The 26,088-nt window shown below is 69.2% G+C and carries 23 protein-coding genes, 1 tRNA gene and 1 pseudogene; 12 read left to right on the top strand and 13 right to left on the bottom strand.

Annotated elements, in window-relative coordinates:
- Positions 1 to 35 precede the first annotated feature (35 nt).
- Positions 36 to 2,765, bottom strand: a complete 2,730-nt coding sequence (gene mgtA, locus ACFO60_RS04415) for a magnesium-translocating P-type ATPase (RefSeq protein ID WP_380837210.1) — start codon at positions 2,763 to 2,765, stop codon at positions 36 to 38.
- Positions 2,766 to 3,082: 317 nt separating this feature from the next.
- Between mgtA and ACFO60_RS04410 the strand changes: the two genes are divergently transcribed.
- From ACFO60_RS04410 to ACFO60_RS04390, 5 genes are all read left to right on the top strand, one after another.
- Positions 3,083 to 3,451: a hypothetical protein gene (locus tag ACFO60_RS04410; RefSeq protein ID WP_380837207.1), complete on the top strand. Its 369-nt coding sequence runs from the start codon at positions 3,083 to 3,085 to the stop codon at positions 3,449 to 3,451.
- A gap of 78 nt (positions 3,452 to 3,529) precedes the next feature.
- Positions 3,530 to 3,904: a VOC family protein gene (locus ACFO60_RS04405; protein ID WP_380837204.1), complete on the top strand. Its 375-nt coding sequence runs from the start codon at positions 3,530 to 3,532 to the stop codon at positions 3,902 to 3,904.
- Between the two features lie 204 nt (positions 3,905 to 4,108).
- The gene (locus ACFO60_RS04400) at positions 4,109 to 4,822 is read left to right on the top strand and encodes a hypothetical protein (protein ID WP_380837201.1); all 714 of its coding nucleotides are present in this window, start codon (positions 4,109 to 4,111) and stop codon (positions 4,820 to 4,822) included.
- A 314-nt stretch (positions 4,823 to 5,136) separates the two neighbouring features.
- Positions 5,137 to 6,003 carry a hypothetical protein gene (locus ACFO60_RS04395; protein ID WP_380837198.1) on the top strand — a complete coding sequence of 289 codons (867 nt, stop codon included), beginning with the start codon at positions 5,137 to 5,139 and terminating at the stop codon, positions 6,001 to 6,003.
- A gap of 12 nt (positions 6,004 to 6,015) precedes the next feature.
- A complete protein-coding gene (locus tag ACFO60_RS04390) occupies positions 6,016 to 6,720 on the top strand; it encodes a hypothetical protein (protein ID WP_380837195.1) in 705 nt (234 codons plus the stop codon).
- An 18-nt stretch (positions 6,721 to 6,738) separates the two neighbouring features.
- Here the strand turns inward: ACFO60_RS04390 and ACFO60_RS04385 are convergent, their stop codons facing one another.
- Together ACFO60_RS04385 and ACFO60_RS04380 are read right to left on the bottom strand one after the other, a co-directional pair.
- Positions 6,739 to 7,281, bottom strand: a complete 543-nt coding sequence (locus ACFO60_RS04385; RefSeq protein WP_380837193.1) for a cupin domain-containing protein — start codon at positions 7,279 to 7,281, stop codon at positions 6,739 to 6,741.
- A gap of 201 nt (positions 7,282 to 7,482) precedes the next feature.
- Positions 7,483 to 8,412: an NADP-dependent oxidoreductase gene (locus ACFO60_RS04380; protein WP_380837190.1), complete on the bottom strand. Its 930-nt coding sequence runs from the start codon at positions 8,410 to 8,412 to the stop codon at positions 7,483 to 7,485.
- 220 nt (positions 8,413 to 8,632) lie between these two features.
- On the opposite strand from ACFO60_RS04380, the gene ACFO60_RS04375 reads away from it, so the two are divergent.
- Positions 8,633 to 8,926, top strand: a complete 294-nt coding sequence (locus tag ACFO60_RS04375; protein WP_380838081.1) for a PASTA domain-containing protein — start codon at positions 8,633 to 8,635, stop codon at positions 8,924 to 8,926.
- A gap of 600 nt (positions 8,927 to 9,526) precedes the next feature.
- Complete coding sequence (locus tag ACFO60_RS04370) at positions 9,527 to 10,204, top strand: hypothetical protein (RefSeq protein ID WP_380837187.1); 678 nt, start codon at positions 9,527 to 9,529, stop codon at positions 10,202 to 10,204.
- A gap of 238 nt (positions 10,205 to 10,442) precedes the next feature.
- On the opposite strand, the gene ACFO60_RS04365 is transcribed toward ACFO60_RS04370, so the two are convergent.
- Positions 10,443 to 10,991, bottom strand: a complete 549-nt coding sequence (locus ACFO60_RS04365) for a GNAT family N-acetyltransferase (RefSeq protein WP_380837184.1) — start codon at positions 10,989 to 10,991, stop codon at positions 10,443 to 10,445.
- 886 nt (positions 10,992 to 11,877) lie between these two features.
- Positions 11,878 to 11,959 (bottom strand) — tRNA-Tyr (locus ACFO60_RS04360).
- A gap of 140 nt (positions 11,960 to 12,099) precedes the next feature.
- Between ACFO60_RS04360 and ACFO60_RS04355 the strand changes: the two genes are divergently transcribed.
- The gene (locus tag ACFO60_RS04355; RefSeq protein ID WP_380837181.1) at positions 12,100 to 12,591 is read left to right on the top strand and encodes a YajQ family cyclic di-GMP-binding protein; all 492 of its coding nucleotides are present in this window, start codon (positions 12,100 to 12,102) and stop codon (positions 12,589 to 12,591) included.
- 271 nt (positions 12,592 to 12,862) lie between these two features.
- On the opposite strand, the gene ACFO60_RS04350 is transcribed toward ACFO60_RS04355, so the two are convergent.
- A complete protein-coding gene (locus ACFO60_RS04350) occupies positions 12,863 to 13,399 on the bottom strand; it encodes a DUF2247 family protein (protein ID WP_380837179.1) in 537 nt (178 codons plus the stop codon).
- A 242-nt stretch (positions 13,400 to 13,641) separates the two neighbouring features.
- On the opposite strand from ACFO60_RS04350, the gene ACFO60_RS04345 reads away from it, so the two are divergent.
- The 4 genes from ACFO60_RS04345 to ACFO60_RS04330 all read left to right on the top strand — a co-directional run bounded on the left by ACFO60_RS04345 (position 13,642) and on the right by ACFO60_RS04330 (position 17,233).
- Positions 13,642 to 14,682, top strand: coding sequence for a hypothetical protein (locus tag ACFO60_RS04345; RefSeq protein WP_380837176.1), 1,041 nt, complete (start codon positions 13,642 to 13,644; stop codon positions 14,680 to 14,682).
- 49 nt (positions 14,683 to 14,731) lie between these two features.
- On the top strand, positions 14,732 to 15,307 hold the full coding sequence (locus ACFO60_RS04340) for a pyridoxamine 5'-phosphate oxidase family protein (protein WP_380837174.1): 576 nt from the start codon (positions 14,732 to 14,734) through the stop codon (positions 15,305 to 15,307).
- A gap of 88 nt (positions 15,308 to 15,395) precedes the next feature.
- Positions 15,396 to 15,929 (top strand): SigE family RNA polymerase sigma factor, encoded by a 534-nt coding sequence (locus ACFO60_RS04335; protein ID WP_380837171.1) that lies wholly within the window; start codon positions 15,396 to 15,398, stop codon positions 15,927 to 15,929.
- Positions 15,926 to 17,233 (top strand): TolB-like translocation protein, encoded by a 1,308-nt coding sequence (locus tag ACFO60_RS04330; protein ID WP_380837168.1) that lies wholly within the window; start codon positions 15,926 to 15,928, stop codon positions 17,231 to 17,233. The genes ACFO60_RS04335 and ACFO60_RS04330 overlap by 4 nt, the downstream gene beginning before the upstream one ends.
- A gap of 167 nt (positions 17,234 to 17,400) precedes the next feature.
- Here the strand turns inward: ACFO60_RS04330 and htpX are convergent, their stop codons facing one another.
- The 7 genes and pseudogenes from htpX to ACFO60_RS04295 form a co-directional block, all read right to left on the bottom strand.
- Positions 17,401 to 18,255 (bottom strand): zinc metalloprotease HtpX, encoded by an 855-nt coding sequence (gene htpX, locus ACFO60_RS04325; protein ID WP_380837165.1) that lies wholly within the window; start codon positions 18,253 to 18,255, stop codon positions 17,401 to 17,403.
- Between the two features lie 204 nt (positions 18,256 to 18,459).
- On the bottom strand, positions 18,460 to 20,028 hold the full coding sequence (locus tag ACFO60_RS04320; RefSeq protein WP_380837162.1) for an NADH-quinone oxidoreductase subunit N: 1,569 nt from the start codon (positions 20,026 to 20,028) through the stop codon (positions 18,460 to 18,462).
- Positions 20,025 to 21,653, bottom strand: coding sequence for a complex I subunit 4 family protein (locus tag ACFO60_RS04315; RefSeq protein ID WP_380837159.1), 1,629 nt, complete (start codon positions 21,651 to 21,653; stop codon positions 20,025 to 20,027). Before ACFO60_RS04315 ends, ACFO60_RS04320 begins: the two co-directional genes overlap by 4 nt.
- 64 nt (positions 21,654 to 21,717) lie before the next feature.
- Positions 21,718 to 23,670, bottom strand: a complete 1,953-nt coding sequence (locus tag ACFO60_RS04310) for an NADH-quinone oxidoreductase subunit 5 family protein (RefSeq protein WP_380837156.1) — start codon at positions 23,668 to 23,670, stop codon at positions 21,718 to 21,720.
- Between the two features lie 158 nt (positions 23,671 to 23,828).
- Positions 23,829 to 24,137 (bottom strand): annotated as a pseudogene (gene nuoK / locus ACFO60_RS04305) (NADH-quinone oxidoreductase subunit NuoK); the annotation flags it as partial.
- A 1-nt stretch (position 24,138) separates the two neighbouring features.
- Positions 24,139 to 24,678 carry an NADH-quinone oxidoreductase subunit J family protein gene (locus ACFO60_RS04300; protein WP_380837153.1) on the bottom strand — a complete coding sequence of 180 codons (540 nt, stop codon included), beginning with the start codon at positions 24,676 to 24,678 and terminating at the stop codon, positions 24,139 to 24,141.
- Positions 24,675 to 25,529 carry a NuoI/complex I 23 kDa subunit family protein gene (locus ACFO60_RS04295; RefSeq protein ID WP_380837150.1) on the bottom strand — a complete coding sequence of 285 codons (855 nt, stop codon included), beginning with the start codon at positions 25,527 to 25,529 and terminating at the stop codon, positions 24,675 to 24,677. The genes ACFO60_RS04300 and ACFO60_RS04295 overlap by 4 nt, the downstream gene beginning before the upstream one ends.
- Positions 25,530 to 26,088 lie beyond the last annotated feature (559 nt).

Here is a 26,088-nt window from a genome sequence, read left to right as displayed (position 1 = left end):
GCGGCCCCGGCCTCACCGGAGCGATGCCCGCGGTCTCACCCCACCCGGCCGCTGACGCTGCCGTCGCGCCGCGAAGCCCGCGCGACGGCGTCGCGGCCGCCGCGTCGGCGTCGCGCGGTGCTGAAGCGGGCGCTCCGGCGCCTGAGGTGGCGATGGGCGCCGTAGCGCGGCGGCATGGGAAGAGTGACGGGAATCGCGCCGTAGAAGAACCGCTTGCCGATCTCGATCAGGACCAGGTACACCGCGACCATCGCGGCCAGCGCCGCGAAGAAGGCACCCGGAAGCGGCTGGAAGCCGAGCGCGTGCGCCGGCGGCGTGGCCGGAAGCAGCGCGCCCACGACGACGACCCCGATGGCGGCCAGCGCCAACGGCAGACTGGGGCGGCTGCGGAAGAACGGGACGCGGCGGGTACGGATCGCGAAGATCACCAACGTCTGCGTGGCCAGGGATTCGACGAACCAGCCCGACCGGAACTGGGCCGGACCGGCGTGGAAGACCCCCAGCATGACCGCGAAGGTCGCGAAGTCGAACACCGAACTGAGCGGACCGAAACAGATCATGAAGCGGCGGATGAAGGAGATGTCCCAGTGCGAGGGACGCCGTAGCTGCTCCTCGTCGGCGTTGTCGGTGGGGATGGCCAGCTGGCTGGTGTCGTACAGCAGGTTGTTGAGCAGAATCTGCGAGGGCAGCATCGGCAGGAACGTCAAGAACAGCGACGCGCCCGCGGCGGACGCCATGTTGCCGAAGTTGCTCGAAGTGCCCATCAGCACGTACTTGATGGTGTTGGCGAAGATGCGCCGCCCCTCGGCGACGCCGTCGGCGAGCACGCCGAGGTCCTTCTCCAGCAGGATCACATCGGCGGCGTCCTTGGCGATATCGGTGGCCGAGTCCACCGAGATGCCCACGTCGGCCGCGTGCAGGGCGAGAGCGTCGTTGACGCCGTCGCCCAGGAAGGCGACCCCGGCTCCGCCGCTCCGCTGGACGTGCACGATGCGGGCCTTGTGCTCAGGGGTGACCCGCGCGAAGACCGTGGTGGTCGCGATGACCGCCCGCAGGCCCTCGTCGTCCAGGGCATCCAGTTCGGCGCCGGTCAGCACCCCGCCGCCGCCCAGCCCCAGGTCCTGGCAGACCCTGACGGCGACCGCCGGATTGTCCCCGGTGACGACCTTGACCGCGATGCCCAGATTGGACAGCCGGGCCAGCGCCGTCGCCGCCTCCGGCTTGGGCGGGTCGGCGAACACCAGCAGTCCCGCCAGGCTCAGGCCGCGCTCGTCGTCCAGATCGAGGTCGGAGACGTCGGCGGCGGGCCGGGTGGCCACGGCGACCACTCTGTTGCCCGCGGCGAACTCCTCCTCCAGCGCCTGGCGTGCCCGCGGCGGCACCTGGACGCAACGCTCCAGGACGCTTTCCGGCGCCCCCTTGGTGATCAGCAGCCGATGACCTGCCGTGTCGCCGACCAGGACCGACACCATGCGCCGCTGGTGGTCGAAGGGCAGCACGCCAAGGCGCGTGCACCCGGCGATCGCGTCCCGCTGCCCCGCCGCGTCCGGAGCGTCCCACAACGCCTGGTCCAGCGGGTTGCCGCCCCCCACCTGACCGCCGGAGACCGCCCCTTCCGTGCAGAGCAGCCCCAGTCGCAACACGGCGGCGGTCGCGGAGGCGGCGCCGTTCTCGAAGGCGGCCGGGACGGCGCGCAGGTAGTCGATGCGGCCGCGGGTGAGGGTGCCGGTCTTGTCGGTGAACAGCACCTCGACATCGCCGAGGTCCTCGATGCACACCAGGCGTTTGACCAGCACCTTGCGGCGGCTCATCCGGCGCGCCCCCGCCGCCAGGCTGGTGGAGACCACCGCCGGCAGCAACTGCGGGGTGATGCCGACCGCGATCGCCAGTGAGAAGAGCAGCGCGTCGATGATCGGCTTGTGCAGCACCACGTTGATCAAGAAGATCGACGTGGTCAGCGTGGCGGCCACGTACACCAGCAGCATCGAGAAGCGCCGCAGCCCGACCTGGAACTGCGTCTCCAGCTGACGGGTACCCAGCCCGGCGGCGATCTTGCCGAACTCCGTGCCGCTCCCTGTGGCCACCACCACCCCGCTGCCGCCGCCGGCGTGGACCACCGTGCCCATCAGCGCACAGCCGGACAGCTCCGCCAGCGCCGCCTCCCCGGGAACGGCGGCGGTGGACTTGTCCACCGCCGACGACTCGCCGGTCAGCACCGACTCGTCGCACGCCAGGCCGTCGACCTGGAACAGGCGCAGGTCGGCCGGGACGATGTCCCCCAACCTGAGTCGTACCAGGTCACCAGGCACCAGGCCGGTGACGTCCACCCTGGCCGCCGCGCCATCGCGCACGACCTCCGTCTGGTGGCGGATCTGCGAATGCAGCGCCTCGGCCGCCCTCTCGGCCCGGTACTCGTTGACGAAGCCGAGCCCGACCGACCCCGCGATGATCAGCCCGATGATGACGGCGTCGCTGCGCTCGCCGACCAGGTAGGAGACGACGACGGCGGCCAGCAGCAGCCCGAGCAGCGGGGACCGCGACTGGTGCCACAGCACCGGCAGCCATCGCGCCCGATGCGAGGAGACCGTGTTCGGGCCGTATCGAGCCCGCCGCCGCGCCACCTCCGCCTGCGACAGCCCCACCTCGGCCGTCACACCGCGGTCCGCAAGCACCTTCGGCGCAGGCAGCGCGGCGGCGCGGGCCACCTCGCTCACCGGCCCACCCGGCGCCGAGGCCACGATCACCGGGTCCGTCGTGCTACCCATGTCGATCCACGACCAGCCCTTCACGCTCGTCGAACAGCAGACCCCGCATCGCGGTGCGCGCCGCGACCGGACACTTCGCAGCCTGTCATCACCCCGGCCGCGACCGCAGAGCCGAAAGACCCCACCTGGCGCGGCGGCCAACCTCCCGCCCGGAGCACTTCGGCAAGGCGCCGCAGACCCTCCCGTCCCGCCTCGCCGAGACACCTCGCATCGTCAGCGCCACGCCCCCCGCAGGACGACCGGTCCCCCCTCGGCGAGATGGCCGTGCCCGAACGGAACTGAGCCCAGAGCCGCACCGGGCTCGCTACCTTGGCAAGGTGCCCACCGTCGAACGTCCCCTGTCCGCCGCGGAACAGGCCGTGATCCTGACCCTCCTCCAGGAGGACCTCCCCGGCGTGGAGGAACTTCGTACCCAGGTCTCTTCGGCGGTCGTGACCCGCCACTGCAAGTGCGGATGCGCGACGGTCGATCTCGACGTGACACTCGGACCTCACACGGTCGCCGCCCCGGTCGAGGACGGTGTCCTGATCACCGCCACCGTGCGAGGCAGGCTCGACGGCGTACTGCTCTTCGTCGAGAACGGCCGCCTCTCCTGCCTGGAGATCTACGCCGTCGAGGGCGAACCGGCCCCACTCCCCCGCCCAGAAGACCTCATGATCGACCCGCGGGACCCCGGCACGCCGTAGCCGGGGTCGAAGCATGAGCCTGCCCACCTACGGCCCGTCAGCTTCTTCAGTGTCGTACTCGGGCCACATAATGCGGCCATGACTCAGCCATCTCAGCATCGCCACCACGCCATCGACTACGTCGAGCTCACGGTCACCGATCTTGAGCAGGCCAAGCGCTTCTACACCGAGGCGTTCGGCTGGCGGTTCAACGACTACGGGCCCGAGTACGCCGGCGTCCAGAGCCCGCAGGGGGATGCCGCGCCCGAGGTCGGCGGCTTCCGCACCGACCAGCAGGTACGGACGGGCGGCCCGCTCGTGCTGCTCTATTCCACCGACCTAGACCGATCTGTGGAAGCCGTGAACAACGCGGGCGGCAAGGTGGTGAGCGGCCCGTACGAGTTCCCCGGCGGACGCCGCTTCCATTTCACCGACCCGAGCGGAAACGAGCTGGGCGTCTGGGCCGAGGCGTAGGCCCGCCGCGGCATAAGCGCCACCTCTTCATCCCGCGCAACAAAGCGGTGCCATCCACCCAATATCGGACACCCTGAACCCGATGAATTCGGCCTGGACATCGACCACGACGCACGGAGAGCGCCGAACCGATTTAAGCTACTGAATTGAATATCGCCCCCCTTGGCGGGAGCCAAACCGACGATCATGCTCCTCGGAGGCAGCGTGCGTCAGCGTGGGATCACCCATCCCAGATTCAGCGCGTGGAGTCTTCTCGCCGCCCTCGTTCTCGCCACGACGGGTTGCGCCGCCTCCCCCGTAGCGCCGGACACGGCCTGCGACGAGGCCGGCGACGGCAACAGATCATCGACGGACGGCATCGGCATCAGCGGGAAGTTCGACCTGACCATGGCGCTGGCCATCGTGAACCCTCCGGACGGCGGTGGCGCACCTGAGATCGAGTGGAAACCCGTTTACTCGATCGCGAACCTCACCAAGAGCAAAATCTGCGTGCTCGATATCATCACTAAATTTCCTGCGAACCGTGATGAAAAAGGCGCATTGTTAGCACTGAAGACGGCCAGAGGGACGCGCCAGGTCGACATCTACCAGGACAATGCGGCAGTTCTCTCCCAAACGCCTTCGGCGACGCGACGGCCGCCATTCGAACTCGAACCAGGGAGCACCGTGCTGGTCCGCTTCCACCAGTACCTCACACTCACCGCCGATGATCGAGACGTCCCATTGAAAACCGACGACAACCTGTCGGAGCGCTTGGGACCGCTGTTCCGCCTGAAACGCCTGGACGACGGCAGTTACCACTGTGTCCCGCAATACCCCTTGCAGGTCACCGTGACCTCGAACATCGGCACGTCAACTCAGCAGGTGACCAACGCGATCATGCCGGACGGGTGCGGGCTCCTGATGCCGACCGGCTGACACCGCACCCGATGACGAGACGAGCGCCAATGCGGGAGACCCCACCGCACCACGTGCCCCCACCCCGGCCAGGCACCCCGGCCCCCCACCCGAAGCCGCCTCCCGGGCGGCGCTCCCAGCCCCCGTCGAGCCGCCGCCTCCCCCTCGTCGCGGCGGTACTGCTGATCTCCACGGCCCGGGCGATACTGCGCCGGATGACGAGCCGGACACCGACGAGGCAGCCCCCGCCATCCCCCGCACCCGGGCCGCGTCCCCCGGCAGCCCACTTGAGGCCGCCGGCCGAACAGCGGCGGGAACAGCAGGCGAGATTCCCTGTGGCCGGCACCCTGCTCCTCGTAGCGGCGGTGCTGCTGTGCACGCTGGCCTGGGCCCTGTTCGACGCGGGACGACCCGGCGCACCGTTGTCCCCGCACCTGCGCCCGGACTACGGGTTCGACAGCGACGTCACGATCTACCTCCCGCGGGAGGCGAAGCTCACCAACTCCTCGCTCAACGTCTCCTACGAGAAATCTCAAGAGCCCGGCCACCAGGAGAGATGGACGCAGTCCCTGACGCTCTACTGGGACACCGCGCGGGCGAAACCGTTCCCGGTCATCCTTGAGTTCCGCGGCGGCGCCCGCATCGACCGCCCCCACATCGGTAACTCGGACCTCGAATCGATCGAGCTCGGCGACCGCCAGCTCGTCCTCCTGGACGAGTCCCGCCGCCTCTCCGGCGAGATGCGCATACCGCCGATCAGCGCCGAGAACTCGCGGATCGCGTTCGCGTCTCCGGAGGTCGGTTCCCAGATGCGCTGCACGGGGCTGGCCGCCGCCACCCACAACGGGGATCTGTCCGCCCTGACCTTCGCCGAGTGGGACCGCATCTCCAGCGCGTGTGACTTCACCGACTTCAAGCGGCACACGACAATGGTTCTGCTCCTCGACGAGGCGCCACTCCGGGTCGACTACCTCAGCGTCGAGCCCGTTGAAGCGGGCAACACGCCCGGCTTCAGCTGGAGGAGCGAAGGCGACCTCGCCACCCTGCGGGTCCGGGCCAGCTACGTTGACGTCAACGGCGAAGCGATCGCGCAGCGCATGCTGTTCCTTTCCGGCATCGTCGTCGGCCTCGCCGCGGCCTGCGCCCCCAACGCCGTCCAATCCCTGTCCACCTACATCCGCCGTCGCCGCCGCCAGGTCTGACCCGACCACGCCATGCGGTTGAAAGGCGCGACCTGGCAATGGACCTGGACAATGCGACCTGACCAGCACGAAGAGACCGCGGACACCGCGGCGCTGCGCAACCGACTCCGGCACGTCTACTGGATCGGTGGCGGGACCGGCGCCGGCAAGTCGACCATCGCTCGCCACATAGCCGAACGGCACGGTCTGCGCCTCTACGCCACCGACGACGTGATGTCGGATCACGCCGGCCGGAGCTCGCCGGAAGATTCCCCGTTCCTGCACGAGTTCGCGGCGATGGACATGGACGAGCGGTGGGTGAATCGATCTCCGGAAATCATGCTCGAGACGTTCCACTGGTACCGGGGTGAAGGCTTCGGCCTGATCGTCGAAGACCTCCTCCGCCTTCCGAGGGAGCCTGGTGTGATCGTCGAAGGCTTCCGGCTGTTGCCGCATCTCGTGAAGCCTCTGCTCGCCACGCCTGGTCAGGCCGTCTGGCTTCTGCCGACGCCCGGCTTCCGCCGGGCCGCCTTCGGCAGTCGGGGCTCACTATGGGAGATCGCCCGCAAGACCAGCGATCCGGAAAGAGCACTGCGCAACCTTCTCGCCCGTGACGGGTTCTTCACGGAACGTCTGCGCACGGAAGCGCGACGTCTCCAGCTGAGCGCCATCGAGATCGACACCACGATGACGGAGGACGACCTGGCCGGACGCGTGGCACAAACGTTCCGGCTCTGAGGCTGAGGCCCGCTCCGCTCACCCGGGCGCGCGACATGCGGCACCGCCCGCGCCGGCGCCGCTGGGCGAACTGACCTGATCCGACGGCTGATCGATCTTGATCTTGTCCCCCGTGTTCGAGACGAAAATGACCAGCAGCTTCGCCGGCTCTGTCCGGCTGGGGTTCTCCGCGAGCACATGCTCGGCGCACGGCGGCTCGATCCAGTCCTCGCCTCGCTGGTAGGTACGCACCGGCTCGCCGCCGAGTTGGCTGCGCACCGCGCCCTCGAGGACGTAGGCGTAGACGAAAGCCTCGCCATGCCGATGCGGCACCGCGCGTGCACTCGGCGGGAAGTCCACGACCGCCGAGGTGAACGTCTTGCCCTTGACGTTGGGCAGCGCTTGTTCCAGCAGAAGCGTCAGCCTGTCGGACGGTGGCTGCGTGACCGTGGCGGCAACCGGCGCGACATCGGCGACCGGTCCGTTGCCGCTCGCGCGCTCTGCCGCGGGAGCGCATGCGGTGGCCGCTGAAGCCAGCACGCCGGCAGCCAGAAGGCCACCGGCGAACCGTACTCGCATCATGAGCTCTCTCCTGTCCTGCCTGGACGTTCTGGCCCAGAGGGCGACGAAGGCGTCCCGGCTTCCTCCCGAGGACGCGCTCCTCCGATGCGCCGCACTACTCGACACAACGACAGGCGGTTCGCCGCAAATGGTGTAAATAGAGCGGATCAGCGTTGTTCGAGTACGGTGCCCAGGCAGTTCGAGGGCTACCTCATGGCGAATTCAAGACTTGGCAACGGCGTCTTCCACGACCCGGATGATCGTCTTGCCAGGGGTGGGCTGAGCGAACGCGGAGGGCGCTTCGGCGAGCGTCCATACCTCCCCGATGATCGGCCGGAGCCGTCCGTCCCGGACCCGCTGAGCCAGGTCCGCGAGCCGAGCGCGGTCGGGTTCGACGACGAAGAAGATCGCGTGCCCGTCACGGGGCCGGACCGTGGGTGGCGAGACGATGGTGACGAGCGTGCCACCGGGGCGCACCAGCGCGGCCGAGCGCTCCTGGATGTCGCCGCCGATCACGTCGAACACCACGTCGACCTGACCGGCATCCTCCAGAGAATCGGCCTGCAGGTCCAGGAAGGCGTCCACGCCGAGCCCGAGCGCCGTGTCCCTGGCGGCGCCCCGGCCGGTGCCGATCACTCGCGCTCCCGCCTCGCGTGCGAGTTGCACCGCGAGCGCGCCGACGCCGCCCGCGGCACCGTGGATCAGCACGGTCCGGCCGGCGGCGAGGCGGCCGTGGTCGAACAGGCCTTGCCACGCGGTCAGCCCTGAGATGGGTAGCGCGGCGGCCACGATGTGGTCGACGTCCGCCGGCAGCGGCGCGAGGTTACGTGCCTCCACCGCCACATACTCGGCCAGCGTGCCGTTACGGGCCCAGTCGGTCAGCCCGAAGACCCGCTGGCCGACGGTCAGGCCCGTGGTTCCGTAGCCCAGCCCGGTGACGACACCGGACATCTCATGCCCGGGCACGCTCGGCGTCCGGTCGCGTCCCGCACGGTCGGACCACGTTCCCGGCCAGTCGAGCTCTCCGCGGGTGAACCCGGCCGCATGCACCCGCACGATGACGTCGTTCTCGGCCGCGTGGGGATGCGGCTGTTCCGTCAGGGCGAGCCCGGCCACACCAGCGGCGCGATCTCGGACGGTGATGGCTCGCATGACAGGACCTCGCCAATGGTGGAGACAGTGAGCAGGATGAACGTACCCGCCCGCGCGGTGATCTGACCGGCCCGCATAAAAGCGGCGAGTCGCCCGGCCTCCGCCCCCTCAACCGTCCCGCCCGAGCCACTCGCCCGGCAATCGATCTCCTTGGCGGACGTGCGGCATGAACGGCTTGCCAGGCGTAGCATCGACGTGGTGACGGCGTTTGACCGATGATGTGATCGTTCCGGATTTCCGTGGTCAGCAAGCCTTGAACGCCTGGTTGGCCGGCCACGATGCTGGGGTGCTCTTACAGGGACCGGATCCCGACAGTCCGCATCCCGTGATGAACGGGGTCGTGGTAGCGCAGGAGCCGCGCCCGGGTACTCGTGTAGCACGGTGGGAGCCCGTGACGGTGTGGATACGTCACGACCCTGACGACGGCAGCGGTGTCCGCGAACCAAGTGATCCCGTGCCACCACTGAGAGCACTCAAAGCCGAACGCGGCGACCTTCCCGAAAGCAACGGATGAGGCTCTTCCTCGCCACGCCCGACGGTCCCGACGCTCGTCCGGCGACCGGCTTCGACCGAGCCCCTCAGGCGGCGGAGTCATGGAGCAGCAGGTTCAGGGTTCGAACCTGGGTGGGCTGAGCCGACGATTTACAAAGCCCTGTCGGCGTTGGTGCATCTATCGCCCCTGGCGAGCCCATCGCTGCAAGGATCATGATGCGACGCTACTACTTCAACGCTGACATCTGGAAGACTGCGATCACGGCAGCCAGGCTCAAGCCAGACACCACGTTTCATGATCTGTGGCACACCTTTTCCAGTACGAGATCACCTACGAGGAAAGTGGTGCCCATCAACGATCAGTCGATCTATGAGACGAGCGGCAAATCTGGTTTGCGCTCTCTGCGGACGCTATTTGCAGCCGTTCTCTGACGACTCCCTCCCCGTGCTCCCGCTGCGACCACCCCATGGACCTCGCACTCACCCACCCCGACTGCGGCCCGTCCTGACCTCCATCGACGAGGCCAGCAGGGACGTGGGGCGGAGCCCTCAGCCTAGCGATGAAGGAGCGCAAGGGATTCCCGGTAAGTCCGGTCGCGACGGACGAATTTATTGGAGACATATGAACTTCGAAGTTCTCGCGGCCTACCTGGCTCTCACCATTTCGTTGATCAGCATCTTCGGAGGCCTGCGGACCGCCCGCAAATCCTATGTCAGGATGGAGTTACTCGTCGAAATCCGTGACGATGCGGCCATCATACTGACGTCTCTCACCAGCGAGACCTATCGGCCCAAGAAACTCGCCAAAGCGTTTCTCCTCATCGGGCCCGAGAAAGAAAACCCGATCACCACCTTCAATTCTCTTGTATCGCGCGCCGGCGATAAGCGTTTCGCGTGCTGCGCCATAGATTTCGAGAACTTCGACCTACCTGGCGACCTGACCGGCGAGTCGGGGCTCAGACTTCTGCTTCCACTCTCCTACTACCTGGAGGAGAACGACTACATAAGCGATGAAACGCTCTCCTGTGAGACGCGGGTCGGATTCGACTCCTTACAGGCGGGAGCGGCGTACAGTATCAGATTCTTCGTGTACGGCCATCGCTGGCTCCATACGAATCTCCACAGAAAGGTGCAGAGGCTCCTCATAGTCCCCGGCGCCCCACCGACCAGCACTTGTTCGCCCAACTCCGTCGCCGAAGAATCCGTCTGTAAATCGTTAGCAGGCTGCCACAAGAGAAAACGCCCCTTCGGTAACAGGACCGAAAGACCGACCAGAGGTCCCATAGAGCCGAAGACATAGAAGCGAGAAGCCGCCCAACAGAGACGTCCGCATGACCAGAACCAGCGTCAATGGACAGCGCCGGCGGTGGTGGGCGGCCTGTCAACCGACCTGGGGGCCCGGGCGTTGAACCTGATCCTCCGACGGCGGTCAGCCGAAGATGATCGCCACCTGTGCAAGGCCATCGCCGTCCTCCAGAATCACCGCGTCGCGCAGGCCGCAAGAGGATGAAAAGGAGCAGTGCAACTACGCCTCGCGCTCAGCGGCTACCTGAACCCGTGCTCCCTTCCGTCGTGGGCACCCAATAGCGACGCTTCTGCGCGGTGATGTCGAGAAGCTCGCCACCGTTGGCTTCGATAACCCGCTGCGAAGCGGTATTCGTCCGGTCACACATCACCAGCGCCCGAGAGATGCCCAACAATCGTGCGATCGGCAGCGCCGCCGCGAGCATCGCCGTCGCGTGCCCCTGACGACGTGCGCTGGGGCGCACGTCATAACCGATATGACCACCGATCTCCATTAACGCCGGGGTGAGCCGATGACGGATGGCCAGTCTGCCCAGAAATTGCTCGCCGTCGACCCACCACAGCGTGGTCATCGGCACGAACCCGCTTCGTGAGCCCGTTTGGGTCCGCTCACCGAGCACACGCGCGACATATGCCTCAAGGCCCCATGCGTCTGCCAGAGCTTGCGGATCAACATCGTCGACGAACCAAGGAACCGGGTAGTCACGGTCGGCCCGAAACTCAGCCATCGCTGCTAGAAACGACTTCCGCAACCCTGCCGTTGGATCGATGAACTCTGGCATGGCGACCATGATCCCGCGAGCGTACCCGCGACTCAACCTTGCCGCTGGACCCTTCCCTGCCAAGCCGTCCCGAATGCCGTGGGGCTTGCAGAGATGACAGACCCTGAAACTGTCCGAGGAGCACTGGACGAGTACGGCCCGACCGCTAAGTGTGGGAAAAGGGCTGACCGTCTCCACCGTAACATGAAACGCGAGATCTAGTCACCACTCCATGTTTTGGGATTGCGCCGCGCGAACCTACCATCCTTATTTTTGCCGTTGTTGGGCCCTCCGACATATAGCGCCTGAAATTGCGGAAACCATACATCACTGAGCCTCGGTATGGCAGCACACACCCTGAATGGTTCACCATGGTCGTCAATTGACTGGCGGATCACCCGACTTCCGTCCAGCACTAGGAGTACGACACGAAACTCACAATTGAACTTACGAGTGATCGCCCGAACCTGAAAAACCGCTTGCTCTCCAGGCTTTAGACCAACGCTCTTATGATCAAAATAGCTTTCTCCCCAACTCTCGACTTCCCCAGTCAATACCAAGTTCCGTATGTGGCCGTCGTTACTCATCCCAGAACGCACAGGCCCGTGGTCGACCCCTCTGCCCATGTCTAGTGGAGGCCGGTACTGGAGCGTGACCCGCCCACAGCGGCAAGACTGGGTCAGGCGCTCAGCTTGCGGCCCCGCATCTGGAGCTGCGACACACGATCTGAGGTGTCTAAGGACACCCACCAAGCGCCGCTCTGAGGCGGGCCGCAAGGACCGACTGACTGCGACGCGGATACGACGCGAGCCCCCGTAGCGCGCCGTTGACGACCATGAACAGCCGGACGGACAGCAAGAGGCCCGTCACCGGGTTCGTGCTGGTGACGGGCCTCTTTGGGCTTGTGTGGCAGGTGCAAGGTTCGAACTTGCGTAGGCTGAGCCGACGGTTTTACAGACCGCTCCCTTTGGCCACTCGGGCAACCTGCCGTGTCTTCGCTCTCGCGGCGACAGGTAGAAGAATAGCGGACTTCCGGGGCGGCTGTGACAACGGCCGTCCGTGCCCTGGTCCGCACGGGACCCGTCCAGGGTCGCTAGGGTCGGAGGGACGAGAGAGGACACCTATACCGATGGCCGACAGCAGTTTCGACGTGGTGAGCAAGATCGACCGGCAGGAGGTCGACAACGCGCTGAACCAGACGGTCAAGGAAGTCGGGCACCGCTTCGACTTCAAGGGCACGGGCGCGGGCATCGCATGGTCGGGTCAGGACAACATCCAGATCAAGGCCAACAGCGAGGAACGCGCGAACGCCGTCCTTGACGTGTTCAAGGAGAAGATCATCAAGCGGGGCCTGTCCCTGAAGGTGCTCGATGCGGGCGAGCCGAAGCTGTCCGGCAAGGAGTACCAACTGGCCATCGCCCTCAAGGAGGGCATCGACCAGGAGCATGCCAAGAAGATCTCGAAGATCATTCGGGATGAGGGCCCCAAGGGCGTGAAGGCACAGATCCAAGGGGATGAGCTCCGGGTCAGCTCGAAGAAGAAGGACGAGCTGCAGGACGTCATCTCCCTGCTGAAGGGCAAGGAGCTCGACATCGCCCTGCAGTTCACCAACTACCGCTAGTCAGCCGCTTCGCAAGGGCTCTGACCTGCAGACTCGCTGGGCTGGGCCTCCCGGGGGGCACATCCGGGGCACACGGCCGAGCGCGCCGTCCGTCAGGGCGGGCGTCTTCGCCTGTGCCTCGGGCCACCCCTCGCGCGCCGTCAGCCAGAGCTGGTGTCCTCTCCTGTTCCTCGGGCCGCTCCTTCGCGCTGGTACATATGGATCGCGTCCTACACCGTTCGTCGCAGTGAGGCGATGACAGAGGGACGGATCACTGCCGGCCCTCACCCTGTCAGCGATCGAGGGGCGGGCGGTCGCGCTCCGGCTGGGGGCCGCCTCGCGTTCTGTAGTGCTGGGCCTGCTCGAACAGGTACGCCTCAAGCCGGCCCAGCATGGCCGGCTCTCCGTACTCGCCACCGGGAGGCGGGGGCATGTAGTAGATGAAGCCTGACATCTCCTGCGGGTATTCGTGGTCCGACCAGATCATTTCGATGACCTGGAAGAAACCGGACACGGTGTCGCGGCGTTCGTGGAGCCGCGCTAGCGCCAGGTACGCCCAGACCTTGTTCGGCTCCGGATCCTGGCAGTCGACGTCCTCGGCCTCAACGGCGGCGGTCACCCGCTCCGCGATCTCGCTGGGCAGGAGACACGACAGCTCGTCCTCTGCCGGCAGTCCGGACAGGGCCAGGGAGGAGCCTTCTACGAGCTCCGCCACCGCCATCGGCGTAAGCCACCCCTTCCTGTATCCGCAGACCAGCTCCTCATGGGTCAGAGTGACTCGTGACGACACGAAGTCGGCCGGGATCACGAAACTGACGAGACCGCTCATCATCGTTGTGTCGTCCCATCGCGTGTGGGGGCGGCGGTGCACGGAAGGCAGCCGGTGGGGGAATTACGCGCTCGCCCTTTATTGGACATAGCGCATCGACATAAACCGACATATATCGATTGATACCCGACACGGGTTGCCGCTACCTTTGTGATCGCTCGGTGAGAGCCGGGCGACGCCGAATCGTGACTCAACTTTTCGTCCCTTACCTGCATCTATTGAGGGTGACGAAAGGATCACGCATGAAGCGGACACGCACATTGACCCTGCTGTCGATGGCGGCCATGGCCACGGCCACCACCCTCGCAGCGGTCCCGGCGGAGGCGTTTACGGGAGCCGCCTCCGCCGCCACCTCGTCCGGAGCCGCGACGAAGGGCAAGGCGGTGAGATATGCCTGGGTGGCGAGCTGCGACAAGGGCGATTTCGCCGTCCCTTGCGGCCCCTGGGCGCTGACCCTGCGCGACGGGAAGACCGTGAGGGTGCCCGAGGCCACCGTCTATCCGCGCAAAGCGAACGGCAAGGTGGACAAGGAGTCCAGCGCGCCCTTCGCGGTCAGCGGCGACGGCTCGCGGGTGGTGTACTTCCGCAAGTCCGACCGCAAGCTGGTGTGGAAGGACGTGCCCAGCGGCCGCAGCCACAGCCTTCCCGGCGCCGCGGCCAAGACGCCCAAGGGCCTCGACATGAGCGCCGTGGCCGCCACGCTGTCTCCCGACGGCGACATCGTCGTGGTCGACTACGGGGACGCCGCCGGCAGGCTTCCGACGCTCGTCGTGCACCTCGCGTCCGGCGAGATCGCCAGGCTGCCGGGCTCGGACACCTTCCAGGGCTTCAGCCCTGACGGACGGCACCTCCTGGTGTCCCACGCCACCGAGGACAACACGACCGAGTTGACGGTGTACGACACCGACGGCGAGGCGGGCGAGAGCCGGGAGGTGCCGCAGGTCGTGTCGAACAACTCGCCCATCGCGCTCGCGGACGACGGGGTCACCGTGGCCGTCGTGATCGTCCCGACGTCCGGCGAGCCGCGCCTGCGGCAGTACGACCTGTCCACCGACGCGGTCTCTCCTGCCGTCGGCCTGGACCTCTCCTCCCGCGATACGCTCTACCGGCTCGACTGGGACACCGCCGGGAAGCTGACGATCTGGCGGCTGCTGTCCGACGACGAGGGCTCGATCAAGCGGGCGACGGCGAGCACGGTCGATCCGTCCAACGGCCACCTGAAGAAGATCGACTCGTTCGCGGTACGCGGCGGCATCTACACCTGGTGGCTGCCCGGGGAATGATCGAGACGCCCTCCGGGAAGGTCCGATATATCGGATCTTAGGAGGGCAAATGGGCAAGGTTTACGACACCCTGAATGACCGGCTGCGCGAGTTCATCTCCGAGCAGCCGGTCTATTTCGTCGCGACGGCGCCCGAACGCGGCGGGCACGTCAACGTGTCCCCCAAGGGATATGCCGACACCTTCGCCGTCTTGGACGACACCACCGTCGCCTATCTCGACCTCGACGGCAGCGGAGTGGAGACCATCGCCCACCTCCGCGACAACGGGCGGATCACCATCATGTTCGCCGCGTTCGCCGGCCCGCCGAAGATCGTGCGCCTGTTCGGCCAGGGCCGCGTCGTCACCGCCGGCGACCCGGACTTCGACGGGTTGCTCAAGCACTTCGGGCCGCATCCGGGCGTACGATCGGTCATCGTCGTGGAGTGCGACCGCATCTCCGACTCCTGCGGCTACGCCGTGCCGCGCATGACCTTCGACGAGGACCGCACGCTGCTCGACGAATGGGGAGAGCGCAAGGACGTCCAGCAGAAGCGCGCCTACCGCGCCAAGCACAACCGGCAGAGCATCGACGGCCTTCCCGCGCTCGAAGCCGACGAGACCGACCCCGCGCACGACCGCTCCTAGATCGACCGGTGTGCGTCCCCGCGTTCTTGTGACGGGAGCCAACCCACCGCACCCTCAACCTCGTTCGTGACGGGTGAGAGGAGAGTGCATGGACCGATATGAGGGCTTCCGCGAGTTCGTGAACGCCCGGCAGCAGGCACTGATGCGCACGGCGTACCTGCTCACCGGGGACGCGCATCTCGCCGAGGATCTGCTCCAGACGGCCTTCACCAAGGTCTTCCGGCACTGGGCGAAGCTGGCCCGAGAGGGCAATCCCGAGGCGTACACCCGCCGCTGCCTGATCAACGAGTTCGTCTCGTGGAGGCGGCAGCGGCGGTGGCACGCCGAACTGTCGTCGGCCCGTCCGCCCGACGCGGGCCGGACCGGCGGTGAGAACGACGCCCTGCATCGCATCGCGCTGCGGCACGCGCTGGGCAGGCTGGCGCCCCGGCAGCGTGCCGTGATCGTGCTGCGCTTCTACGAGGACCGCAGCGTCCAGGAGACCGCCGAGTTGCTCGGCTGCTCGACCGGAACGGTGAAGAGCCAGACCAGCCACGCCCTCGACCGGCTTCGCGCCCAGGCGCCCGAACTGGCCGGACTGCTCTCCGACGCCGACCCCGTCCACCAGGAGGTGACCCGATGACCCGGTTCCATGACGTTCTCGACGCGATCGCCCAGGAGGCGCCGCCCGTCGACCTGGCCGAGCGCACGATCGGCGCGGCGCGCCGGCGGCGTTCCAGGACGCTCGCCTCCGTGGCGGCGGTGGTGCTGGTCGTCGGAGGGGGCGGAGCGGCACTGGTGACGAGCGGCGGCGTGGCGGGATTCGACGTGTACCGCGGCCCGGGCAGTGGGAGCACCACCGGCAGCAGCGTCTTCGACGGCGGCATCAGCGTCTCCGGCGTGCTTCCGGCCCGCGGCGTCGGCCCCGTCCGCTTCGCCTATCTCGACTGGTGCGGGCTCGGATGGAAGCCCGGCTTCGACGCCTCGACGCTCGCCCCCCAGTGCGCCCATTGGCGGGTCGTCACCCGGGACGGGAACACCTACGAGCTTCCGGACGCCGTCGGCGTGTACACCGAGCAGACCTCGCAGAGCCCGGCGAACAACGCCGCTCCGCTCACGGTCAGCCAGGACGGGCGGCGCATCGCGTACTACAGCGAGAAGGACGAGGCGTTCGTCGTCCGTGACCTGGAGAGCGGGCGAACATGGCCCGTGCCGCGGAAGTTGACGCGGAGCTCGCTGGTGAAGTGGGGCGGGACGGTCGTCCTGTCCCCGAGCGGCAGATACGCGGCGGTGAGCAGCGGGCCCGAGAAGCCCGGGGTGCTCTTCGACACCGCCGAAGGCGCGTCGAGGCCGATGACCGCGGGCTGGTGGCCGAGGAACGTGTCCGACGACGGCGACCTGCTGAGCACGTTGAACATCGACCAGATCATGGTCACCCCCCTGGCGGGCGAGCCCTCCCAGGCCAGGCTTCCCGAGAAGCTGACCCGGTGGACGGGGGCGCTGGCCGGCGACGGCCGGACCGTCGCGACGTTCACCGGAGGCGGCGTCGAGAACCCCCGGGCCGCGCCCGGGAGGTCCGGGGAGGCTCCCCGCCGCCCGGCCGAGGAGATCACCACCTTCGACGCGGCGAGCGGCGAGGTCCTGTCATCGGTCCTGCTCCGCGGCGCTCCTGAGGGTTTCCTGCCCTCGGGGCCGATGGTCTGGGCGGGCGAGTACGAGGTGCTGGTGGGCGGGACGGCCGCACCCTCCGCGGGAGCGCCTGCGGACGCACCCTCCACGGGGGCGCCTGAGGACGCGGACGCCACGGGGGCGCCTGCGGACGCGGACGCGCCTGCCCGGGTCGGCGTGACCACCTACGCGGTGGACGTGCGCACGGGCGAGGTCCGGCAGATCGCTTCGTACTGGGTGCGCGGCCACATCGCTCGCCTGGCGATCCCCGGAATGTGACGGTGATCGCCCGCGCGTGACCGCGACCGCCCGCATGGCGTTTCCGCAGGGTGAGGGTGATCGCCCGTATCGAGGTCCCGTGCGGTACGGCGGTCGCCCGCCTAGAGGTTCCGCGCGGTGACGGCGGTCGCCCGTCCGGGGGGTTTCCGGTAGGGGGCGGCCGCGGGTCAGCGGCGGTAGCCGGCCATGCGTTCCAGGCGGGCGACCCGGGCGGCGGTGGAAGGGTGGGTGGAGAACAGTCTGCCCACCCCGGCTCCGCGGAACGGGTTGGCGATCATGAGGTGGGACGCGGAGGTCAGCCGGCTCTCCTCAGGGAGGGGCAGCTCGCGCCCGCCCAGCTCGATCTTGCGCAGCGCCGAGGCCAGCCCCAGCGGGTCGCCGGTGAGCATGGCGCCGGACTCGTCGGCCTGGAACTCCCTGGACCGGGAGATCGCCATCTGGATCATGCCGGCGGCGACCGGGCCGAGGATCATCATGAGCAGCGCGCCGATGAAGCCCGGCCCGTCGTCGTCGTCCGCCGAGCCGCCGAAGAAGACGGCGATGTAGCTGCAGTACGTGATGATCGTGGCCAGCGCCGCGGCCACCGAAGAGATCAGGATGTCGCGGTTGTACACGTGGGAGAGTTCGTGGGCGAGCACGCCCCTGAGTTCTCGCTCGTTCAGCAGCCGCATGGTGCCGTAGGTGAGGCAGATGGAGGCGTTCCGCGGGTTCCTGCCGGTGGCGAAGGCGTTCGGGTGCACCGTCGGCGAGAGGTAGAGGCGCGGCATGGGCTGACGGGCGTCGGTCGACAGTTCGCGGACGATGCGGTAGAGGCCGGGCTCCTCGACCTCGCTGACCGGGCGGGCCCGCATGGCCGACAGGGCGATGCGGTCGGAGAAGAAGTAGGCGACCGCGTTGGCCGACAGGGCGAGGAGGACGGCGACCTGCACACCACGGCCGCCCCCCAGCCATGATCCGGCGATCAGGATGAGAGCGGATAGGGCGCCCATGAGGACTGCGGTACGCAGGCCGTTGTTGTGCACGCTTCCCCCTCTCGGAACGCTGCGCTCATAACTGGCAACGTTCGCGACCTGCCCCATCGTTCCCATCCATGGCCAGGGAACGGCGTACGCGAAGCGTCGGCACGCTGCGAGAAGACCAGCGGCCGGCCGCCGCCGCCGCGCACCGGCCGCGTTCGCCCAACGGCCGCGCGGGCGCGCCCGCCCCGGGCGATGAGCCGGCCGGTCTTAACCCGCTATGGAGAACACCAACTGGGGGGCGACCGAGAAGGCCACCGAGGCCGCGAGGCCGAGCGCGAGCGCGATCGTCACCGCGGGGGACAGAGCGCCGCGGGCGGGCGCCCCGGGCGCCGGGCCGGCGGCCTCCGCGGGCAGGAACAGCCTGGCGGTCCAGCTGATGTAGTAGTAGAGCCCGATCACCGTGTTGACGGCCATGACGACGGCCAGCCAGCCTCCGCCACCCTGGACGATCTCGCGGAACACCACGATCTTGGCGAACATCCCCGCGAGCCCCGGCGGGAGGCCCGCCAGGCAGATCAGGAAGAACCCGAGCGCGAGCGCCGGCACCGGGGCGCGGAAGGCCAGGCCGCGGTAGTCCTCCAGCTCGTTGCGCTCCGCCGTCCGGCTGACCGCCATCACCACGGCGAACGCGCCGATGTTCATGGCCGCGTAGATGGCGATATAGGCGATGGACGCCGACACGGCCGACTTCCCGGCCACGCTCAGCGGGGCCAGGATGTACCCGGACTGGGCGACCGACGACCACGCCAGCAGCCGCACGACGTGGCGTTGCCGCAGGGCCAGCAGGTTTCCGACGGTCATGGTGAGCGCGGCGAGGATCGCCACGATCGGCGCCCACAGCCCGGCCTGCCCCGCGAGCGCGGTGGTGAGCACGAGGATCAGCCCGGCGAACCCGGCGGCCTTGGAGATCACCGACAGCAGCGCGGCCACGGGCACCGGCGCGCCCTGGTAGACGTCGCCGGCCCAGAAGTGGAAGGGCACCGCCGCGACCTTGAACGCGAACCCGGCGAGCACCAGCACGACCGCCACGGTCAGCACCCCGGCCGGCGCCTGGCCCGGCGTGCCCGCCGGCCCGGCGACCGTCAAGCCGGAGGCCTCCGCGGCGGCGGCGTCGAACAGGTGGGGGAAAGCCGAGGGCGAGACGGGGAGCCGCGCGCCGATGCGTTCGAGGTGGACCGCCCCGGTCAGGCCGTACAGCAGCGACACGCCGAACAGCATCACGGCCGTGGAGATCACCGAGACGAGGAAGAGCTTCAGCGCGGCCTCCGAGCCGCGCGCGTCGTACCGCTTGAGCGCGGCCAGCGCGAAGACCGGCAGCGACACCAGCTCCAGCGCGACGACCAGCATGATGAGGTCGCGGGACGCCGGCAGCGTGACCGCGCCGGTGAACGTGCACAGCAGGAGGAAGTACCACTCGCCGGGCGGGATCGTGCGGTCGGCGAGCTGCGCCATGGACAGCAGTACGACGACGACCGCGGCGGCGAGCACGACGGCGCCGAAGACGAGGGTGATGTCGTCGACCACGAACGAGCAGGCGGCCCCGCCCTCGTGGCCTCCCAGGTCCGGCGCGCAGAAGGTGCCGAGACGCTTGCCTCGCACGGCCTGCGCGACGACCGCCACCAGCGCGCCGAGCACGCCCGCCAGCGTGAGGAGGCCGAGCGCCGTGCGCGTACGGCCGGTGCGGGGCAGGAACGCGTCGAGCAGCAGCACCGCCCCGGCCATGAGCGCCAGGATCAGCGGCGGCGCGATGGCCGCGTAGTCGATGGACTGGATCATCGTGCCCCCAGGAACGCCTGGACCGCCGGGTCGGTGACGGCCAGCAGCGCCTTGGGCCACAGCCCCAGCAGCACGGTCAGGACGACCAGCGGCGTCCAGGCGGCCAGCTCGTACGGGCTGACGTCGCGCGGCACCGCCTGCCGCGTGCCCGCGCCGCTCCACGCCGGCTCGGGCGCGGGCGCGCCAGGTGGCGTCCCTGGCACGGGCTCCGCATGTGGCGCGCCCGGCACGGCTTCGGCGTGTGGAGCCTCCGCCGAAGGCTCGGCGGGTGACGGTTCGCCTTCCGGCGGGCGGCCGTGGGTCACGCGGGAGAGCATGCGCAGGAAGTACGCCGCGGTGAGCACGGTGCCCAGGCCGCCGACGGCCATGAACGTCAGGAACAGCGGACGGGACAACCCCTGCGCGGGCTGGAAGGCCCCGAGCAGCGCGAGCATCTCCCCCCAGAACCCGGCCAGGCCCGGCAGGCCGAGCGAGGCCACGCAGGCGAAGGTCAGCAGCGACCCCACGTACGGCAGACGGGTCAGCATTCCGCCGCCGAGCCGGGAGATGTCGGCCGTGCCGTACCGCTCCTTGATCCCTCCGGCGACGAAGAACAGCAGGCCGGTGATCAGGCCGTGCGCGACGTTGCCGAACAGGGCCGCGTTCATGCCGACCGGGGTCAGCGTCGCCAGGCCGAGCAGCACGAACCCCATGTGGCCGACGGACGAGTAGGCGATCATGCGTTTGAGGTCGCGCTGGGCGAGGCAGGCCAGCGAGCCGTACACGATGCCCACGACGGCGAACGCGCCGAGCCACGGGGCGAGGACGGCGGCCCCCTCGGGCAGCACGGGCACGGCGATGCGGGCGAAGCCGTACGTGCCCATCTTCAGCAGCACGCCCGCGAGCAGCACCGACCCGACGGTCGGGGCCTCGGTGTGCGCGGCGGGCAGCCAGGTGTGCAGTGGCCACATCGGCGCCTTGACCGCCAGGCCGAGGCCGATGGCGAGGAACGCCACGATCTGCACCGCCCGCGACATGCCCGCGCCGTGCCCCAGGGCGAGCCTGACCATGTCCAGCGTGCCGGTGTGCGCCCAGACCAGCAGCAGGCCGAGGAGCAGCACGGCCGAGCCGAGCAGCGTGTACAGGATGAACTTCAGCGCCGCCGCCCGGCGTCCGGCGCCGCCCCACACGGCGATGACGAAGTACATCGGGACGAGCACGATCTCGAAGAACACGAAGAAGAGCAGCAGGTCGAGCGCGAGGAACGTCCCGATCATGCCGACTTCGAGCACCAGCAGCGTGATGGTGAGCGACCGGGGACGGCCCTGTTCCGGCTGGTGGCGCACCAGGTACACGAAGCAGAGGAAGGTCAGCAGCGCGGTGAGCACGACCAGCGGCAGCGAGATGCCGTCGATCCCGAGGTGGAAGCGCAGGTCCAGGCCGGGGATCCAGGGGACGTCGACCTCGAACTGCGGCCGCGCGGCCCGCGCGTAGTCGAAGCGCACGGCAGGCACCAGGGCGAGCGCCAGCGTCGCGCCGGAGACCGCCGCGCCGTACCAGGGCCACCGCGCGGGACCGGGGAACAGCACGAGGAGCGATGCGCCCAGCAGGGGAACGGCGAGGATCCCGATCAGGACCGCGCTCATGCCGGCACCACCGCCGCCGCCGCGTCTGTGGCGTCTGGCCGGGCCGGGTACGTCCTGCTCGGGCTCATCCCAGCACCACCGCTCCGATGACGAGGATCAGGACGCCGGCGAGGACGCCCGTCAGGTACAGCTGCGCGTTCCCGGTCTGTCCGCGCCGCAGCAGGCCCGCGAGCCCGACCGCCGCCGTTCCCGAGCCGCGCACCGCCCCGTCCACGACCGTGTCGTCCGCGCGCGCGACGACCTTCGCCAGCCACAGGACCGGGGCGACGAACACCCGGTGGTACGCCGCGTCGACGGAGAAGGCCCGCTCGCACGGACCTCGCAGCGGCCCGAGCACGCGGGCCGGGTCGGCCGCCGGGTCGGCGCGCCAGGACGCGTAGACGATGCCCGCGCCGAGCAGCGACACGACCAGGCTGACCACCGCGGAGGACCACTCGACCAGTCCCACCCCGGTGAATCCGAGCAGCAGAGCCGGGACGGCGAGCAGCCCGATCGGCCACAGCATCGACGCCGGCGCCTCGCGGCCGTCCCAGACGTGCGCGACCCCCGGCTCCGGCTCGGGCAGCGGGACGTGGCGCACGCGGCTCGCGCCGAAGAAGGTGCGAAGCCACGCGCGGGTCGCGTACGCGCCGGTCACCGCGACGGTCAGCAGGGCGCAGGCGTACAGCAGCCACGCGGCGGCGTCGGTCAGCGGCCCCGCCTCGGCCACCGCGTGCTCGACGGCCGAGAGCACGGCGTCCTTGCTGAAGAAGCCGCTGGCGGGAGGCAGCCCCATGAGGGCGGCGAACCCGATGGTCATGGCCGGGAAGGTGATCGTCATGGACCGCCGCAGCCCGCCCATGTCGCTCATCAGGTTGGAGCCGACGGCGTGGATCACCGCGCCCGCGCCGAGGAACAGCAGCGCCTTGAACGCGCCGTGCGTGACCAGGTGGAAGATCGCGGCCTGGTCCGACCCCGCGGCCAGGGCGCCGGCCATGTACGCGAGCTGGCTGATCGTCGAGTAGGCGAGCACCCGTTTGAGGTCGTCCTGTGCCAGGGCGGCCAGCGCGGCGCCGAGCATCCCGAGGGCGGCCATGACGGCGAGCAGGTCGAGCGACGGCCGGGCGCCGAGGAAGGCGGGGTACAGCCGCGCGACGACGAAGATGCCGGCCGCGACCATCGTGGCGGCGTGGATGAGGGCGCTGATCGGCGTGGGGCCCGCCATCGCGTCCGGCAGCCAGGTGTGCAGCGGGACCTGGGCGCTCTTGCCCGCCACGCCGAACAGCAGGAGCAGCGTCGCGGCGACCAGCGTGCCGGTGGACATCTGCGGCACCCGGTCCAGGACCACCGAGACGCGGAAGCTCCCCGCCGCCATGCCCAGGGTGAACAGGCCGAACAGGAAGCCGACGTCGCCTATGCGCGTGACGAGGAACGCCTTCACGGCCGCCCGCGAGTTCGCGCGGTCCTCCCACCAGTGGCCGATCAGCAGGTAGGAGCACAGGCCCATGACCTCCCAGCCCACGTAGAGGACCAGCAGGTCCCCCGCGTAGACGACGAGCAGCATGGCGCTGGTGAACAGGCTGATGAACGCGCTGTAGGAAGGGTAGCGCGGCTCTTCGCGCATGTACCCGGCGGAGTACACCTGCACGGCGAGCGCCACGCACGCCACCAGCACCGCGATGAGCGCGGCGAGTTCGTCGACGCGCAGGCCGATGGTGATCGGGACCGTGCCGGTGTCGATGATCGACAGGGTGCTCTCGACGGCGCCGGCGGGCTGCCGGACGCCGGCCTCGGGCGGCGCGTAGGAGGCGAAACCGCGCGGCAGCTCGCCGAGGTACACCACCAGGACCCAGACCGCCAGCACGGCGGCGAGCGCCGTCGGGGCGACGGCGAACCACGCCGCCCTGCGGTACACCGCCCGGTCCACCGTGCCCGGGGGCCCGCCCCGGCGGGTCAGGCGGGTGCCCAGCAGGCCGGCGACGGCTCCGATGAAGGGCAGCAGCACGACCAGGGCCGCCGGCACGGGGAGGGCGTTCACGCCGCACCGCCTCGGGCCCGCACGGCTCCGGATCCTGGGGCGGCTCCCGGCCCGGGGTCCGGTCCGAGGTCCGGGCCGGGGTCCGGCCCGGGGTCCAGGCTGGGATCCGGTCCGAGGTCCGGGCCGGGACCCGGTCCGGGGGGCGGGCCTGGGTCCGGTTCCGGGTCGGCGAGGTCGCGGAGGCGGTCGATCTCGATCGTCCGCCGGTTGCGGAACACCGCCAGGACGATCGCCAGCCCGACGCCCAGCTCGGCGGCGGCGATCACGATGACGAAAAGGGTGAGCACCTGCCCGCTGTGCAGGGCGTCCCTGAGCCAGACGTCGAAGGTGACGAGGTTCAGGTTGACGGCGTTGAGCATCAGCTCCACCGACATGAGAACGAGGATCGTGTTGCGCCGGGCCAGCACGCCGTACACGCCGATGGAGAACAGAAGCGCGGCGAGCACGACGGGATAGACGACGTGCACGTCAGTCCTTTCCGCCGATGTCGGTACGGGAGAGCACGATCGCGCCGATCAGCGCGGCGAGCAGCAGCACCGACAGCGCCTCGAACGGCAGCACCCACGTGCGGAAGATGCTGGCCCCGAGCGGTTCCGCTCCGCCCTCGCCCGGCCGCAGCGGGGCGTAAGCGGTGCCGAAGCCGTCGATCACGGTGGTGACCAGCACCCCCGCCGTCGCCACGGCGACCACCGCGGCCACCATCTTGTTCCCCGAGTCCAGGTCCGTGGAGGGGCCGATCGGCGCGCGGGTCAGCATGATGCCGAACAGGAGCAGCACGACGACCGCGCCGACGTAGATGAGCACCTGCACCCAGGCCACGAACTCGGCGGTGAGCATCAGATAGCACCCGGCGAGCGCGCCGAACGAGACGACCAGCCACAGGGCGGCGTGCACGATCTGGCGCGTGGTGACGACGAGCAGCGCCGCCCCTGCCGCGACCACGCCGAGCAGAAGGAAGACGATCTCCTGCCCTGTGGGCGGCCACAGCCCGGGCGACGCGAACGTCACGACTCCTCCACCGTCCCGGACTCCGGCCGTGACTCCGTCGGTGACTCGGCCCCCTGCTTCGGCCCCGCATCCGTTGGCGACTCCGGTCCCTGCTTCGGCCCTGCCTCCGGCTTCGACTCTCGCTCCCGCCCTGGCGGCGGTTCTGGCGGGGGGACGGGCTTCTTGGGCAGCGCGCCCGGAGGCCGGATGGCCCGTACGGCGGCGTGCGACGTCCGTTCCGGTTCCGCCGGGCCCGCCGTGGCGCCGGGTTCGGGTGCGGCACCGGGCGAAGCGGCGCCGGGCGGCTGGACGGCGCCGGGGGCGGCCTCGCCGGCGCGGCGCGGCGCCGCGCGTTCCCTGGTGGGACGGGTGGCGCCGCGCGAGGCGGCGGCGACCTCCTTGGGCGGTTCGGCGTTCGGGTCGTGCGCGGGCGGGATCGGCACCGTCTCCACCCACTCGCCGAGCCTGTCCTTCTCGTGGAGGAGGTTGCGGATGTCGTACTCGGCGTACTCGAACTCGGGCGACCAGAACAGCGCGTCGAACGGGCACACCTCGATGCAGATGCCGCAGTACATGCACAGCGAGAAGTCGATCGCGAAGCGGTCGAGGACGTTGTGGGCCCGCGGACGCCCGCCCTCGGGGGCCGGCGCGGTCTCCTTGTGGGAGTCGATGTAGATGCACCAGTCGGGGCACTCTCTGGCGCAGAGCATGCAGACCGTGCAGTTCTCTTCGACCAGGGCGATGACCCCGCGACTGCGCGCGGGCAGATCGGGATGCACCTCGGGGTACTGCCGCGTGTCCGCCCTGTTCAGCATGTGGCGGAAGGTGACGGCCAGACCCTTCGCCAGCCCTTCTCCTGGTATACGAGCCACGGTTCAACATCATGGCGCACATAGGGCCCGCCGTGAATGCACAGGCCCCAGCCATCTCCTGGTTTTCCACAATCATCACGGTTTCGGGGGACTTATCCACCGTGGCAAGTGGTCCTTGTGGCCGATGCGAGAGCCTAGGGAAGGCCGTATTGTTCGCGTTATGCACCCCACCAACGGCCACGGGGGCCCAGGATCGGGGCCACCGGGAGGCTCTTCCCCCCAGCCTGGCGATCAGAGCGGGCCGACGGTGCCACGACCCCACCAGATCGACCCGAACGGCCCCACGGCCCCACGGCCCCGCCAGACGGGCAGGCCGTTGCCGGAGCAGCCGGGTCAAGGGCGGCCCCCGCAGGGACAGGGACGACCGTATCCCGACGAGGGCCGGTCGTGGCAGGAGCAGGGACGCCCGCACCACGAAGAGGGACAGTCCTGGCAGGAACAGGGCGGTGCCCGCCCCGCGCAGGCACCCGGTCAAGGGCACGCGCAGGGGCGGCGAGCCCGGCCGGAGCAAGGACGCCCCCCGTACGCCCCGCCGAATCCGGGGCCGGGCGGCGGCCCG

The organism is Sphaerisporangium dianthi, assembly GCF_042654065.1.
GTDB lineage: Bacteria > Actinomycetota > Actinomycetes > Streptosporangiales > Streptosporangiaceae > Sphaerisporangium > Sphaerisporangium dianthi.
The sequence above is the reverse complement of the archived record's forward strand: the minus strand, read 5'-3'. Positions and strand labels throughout refer to the sequence as shown.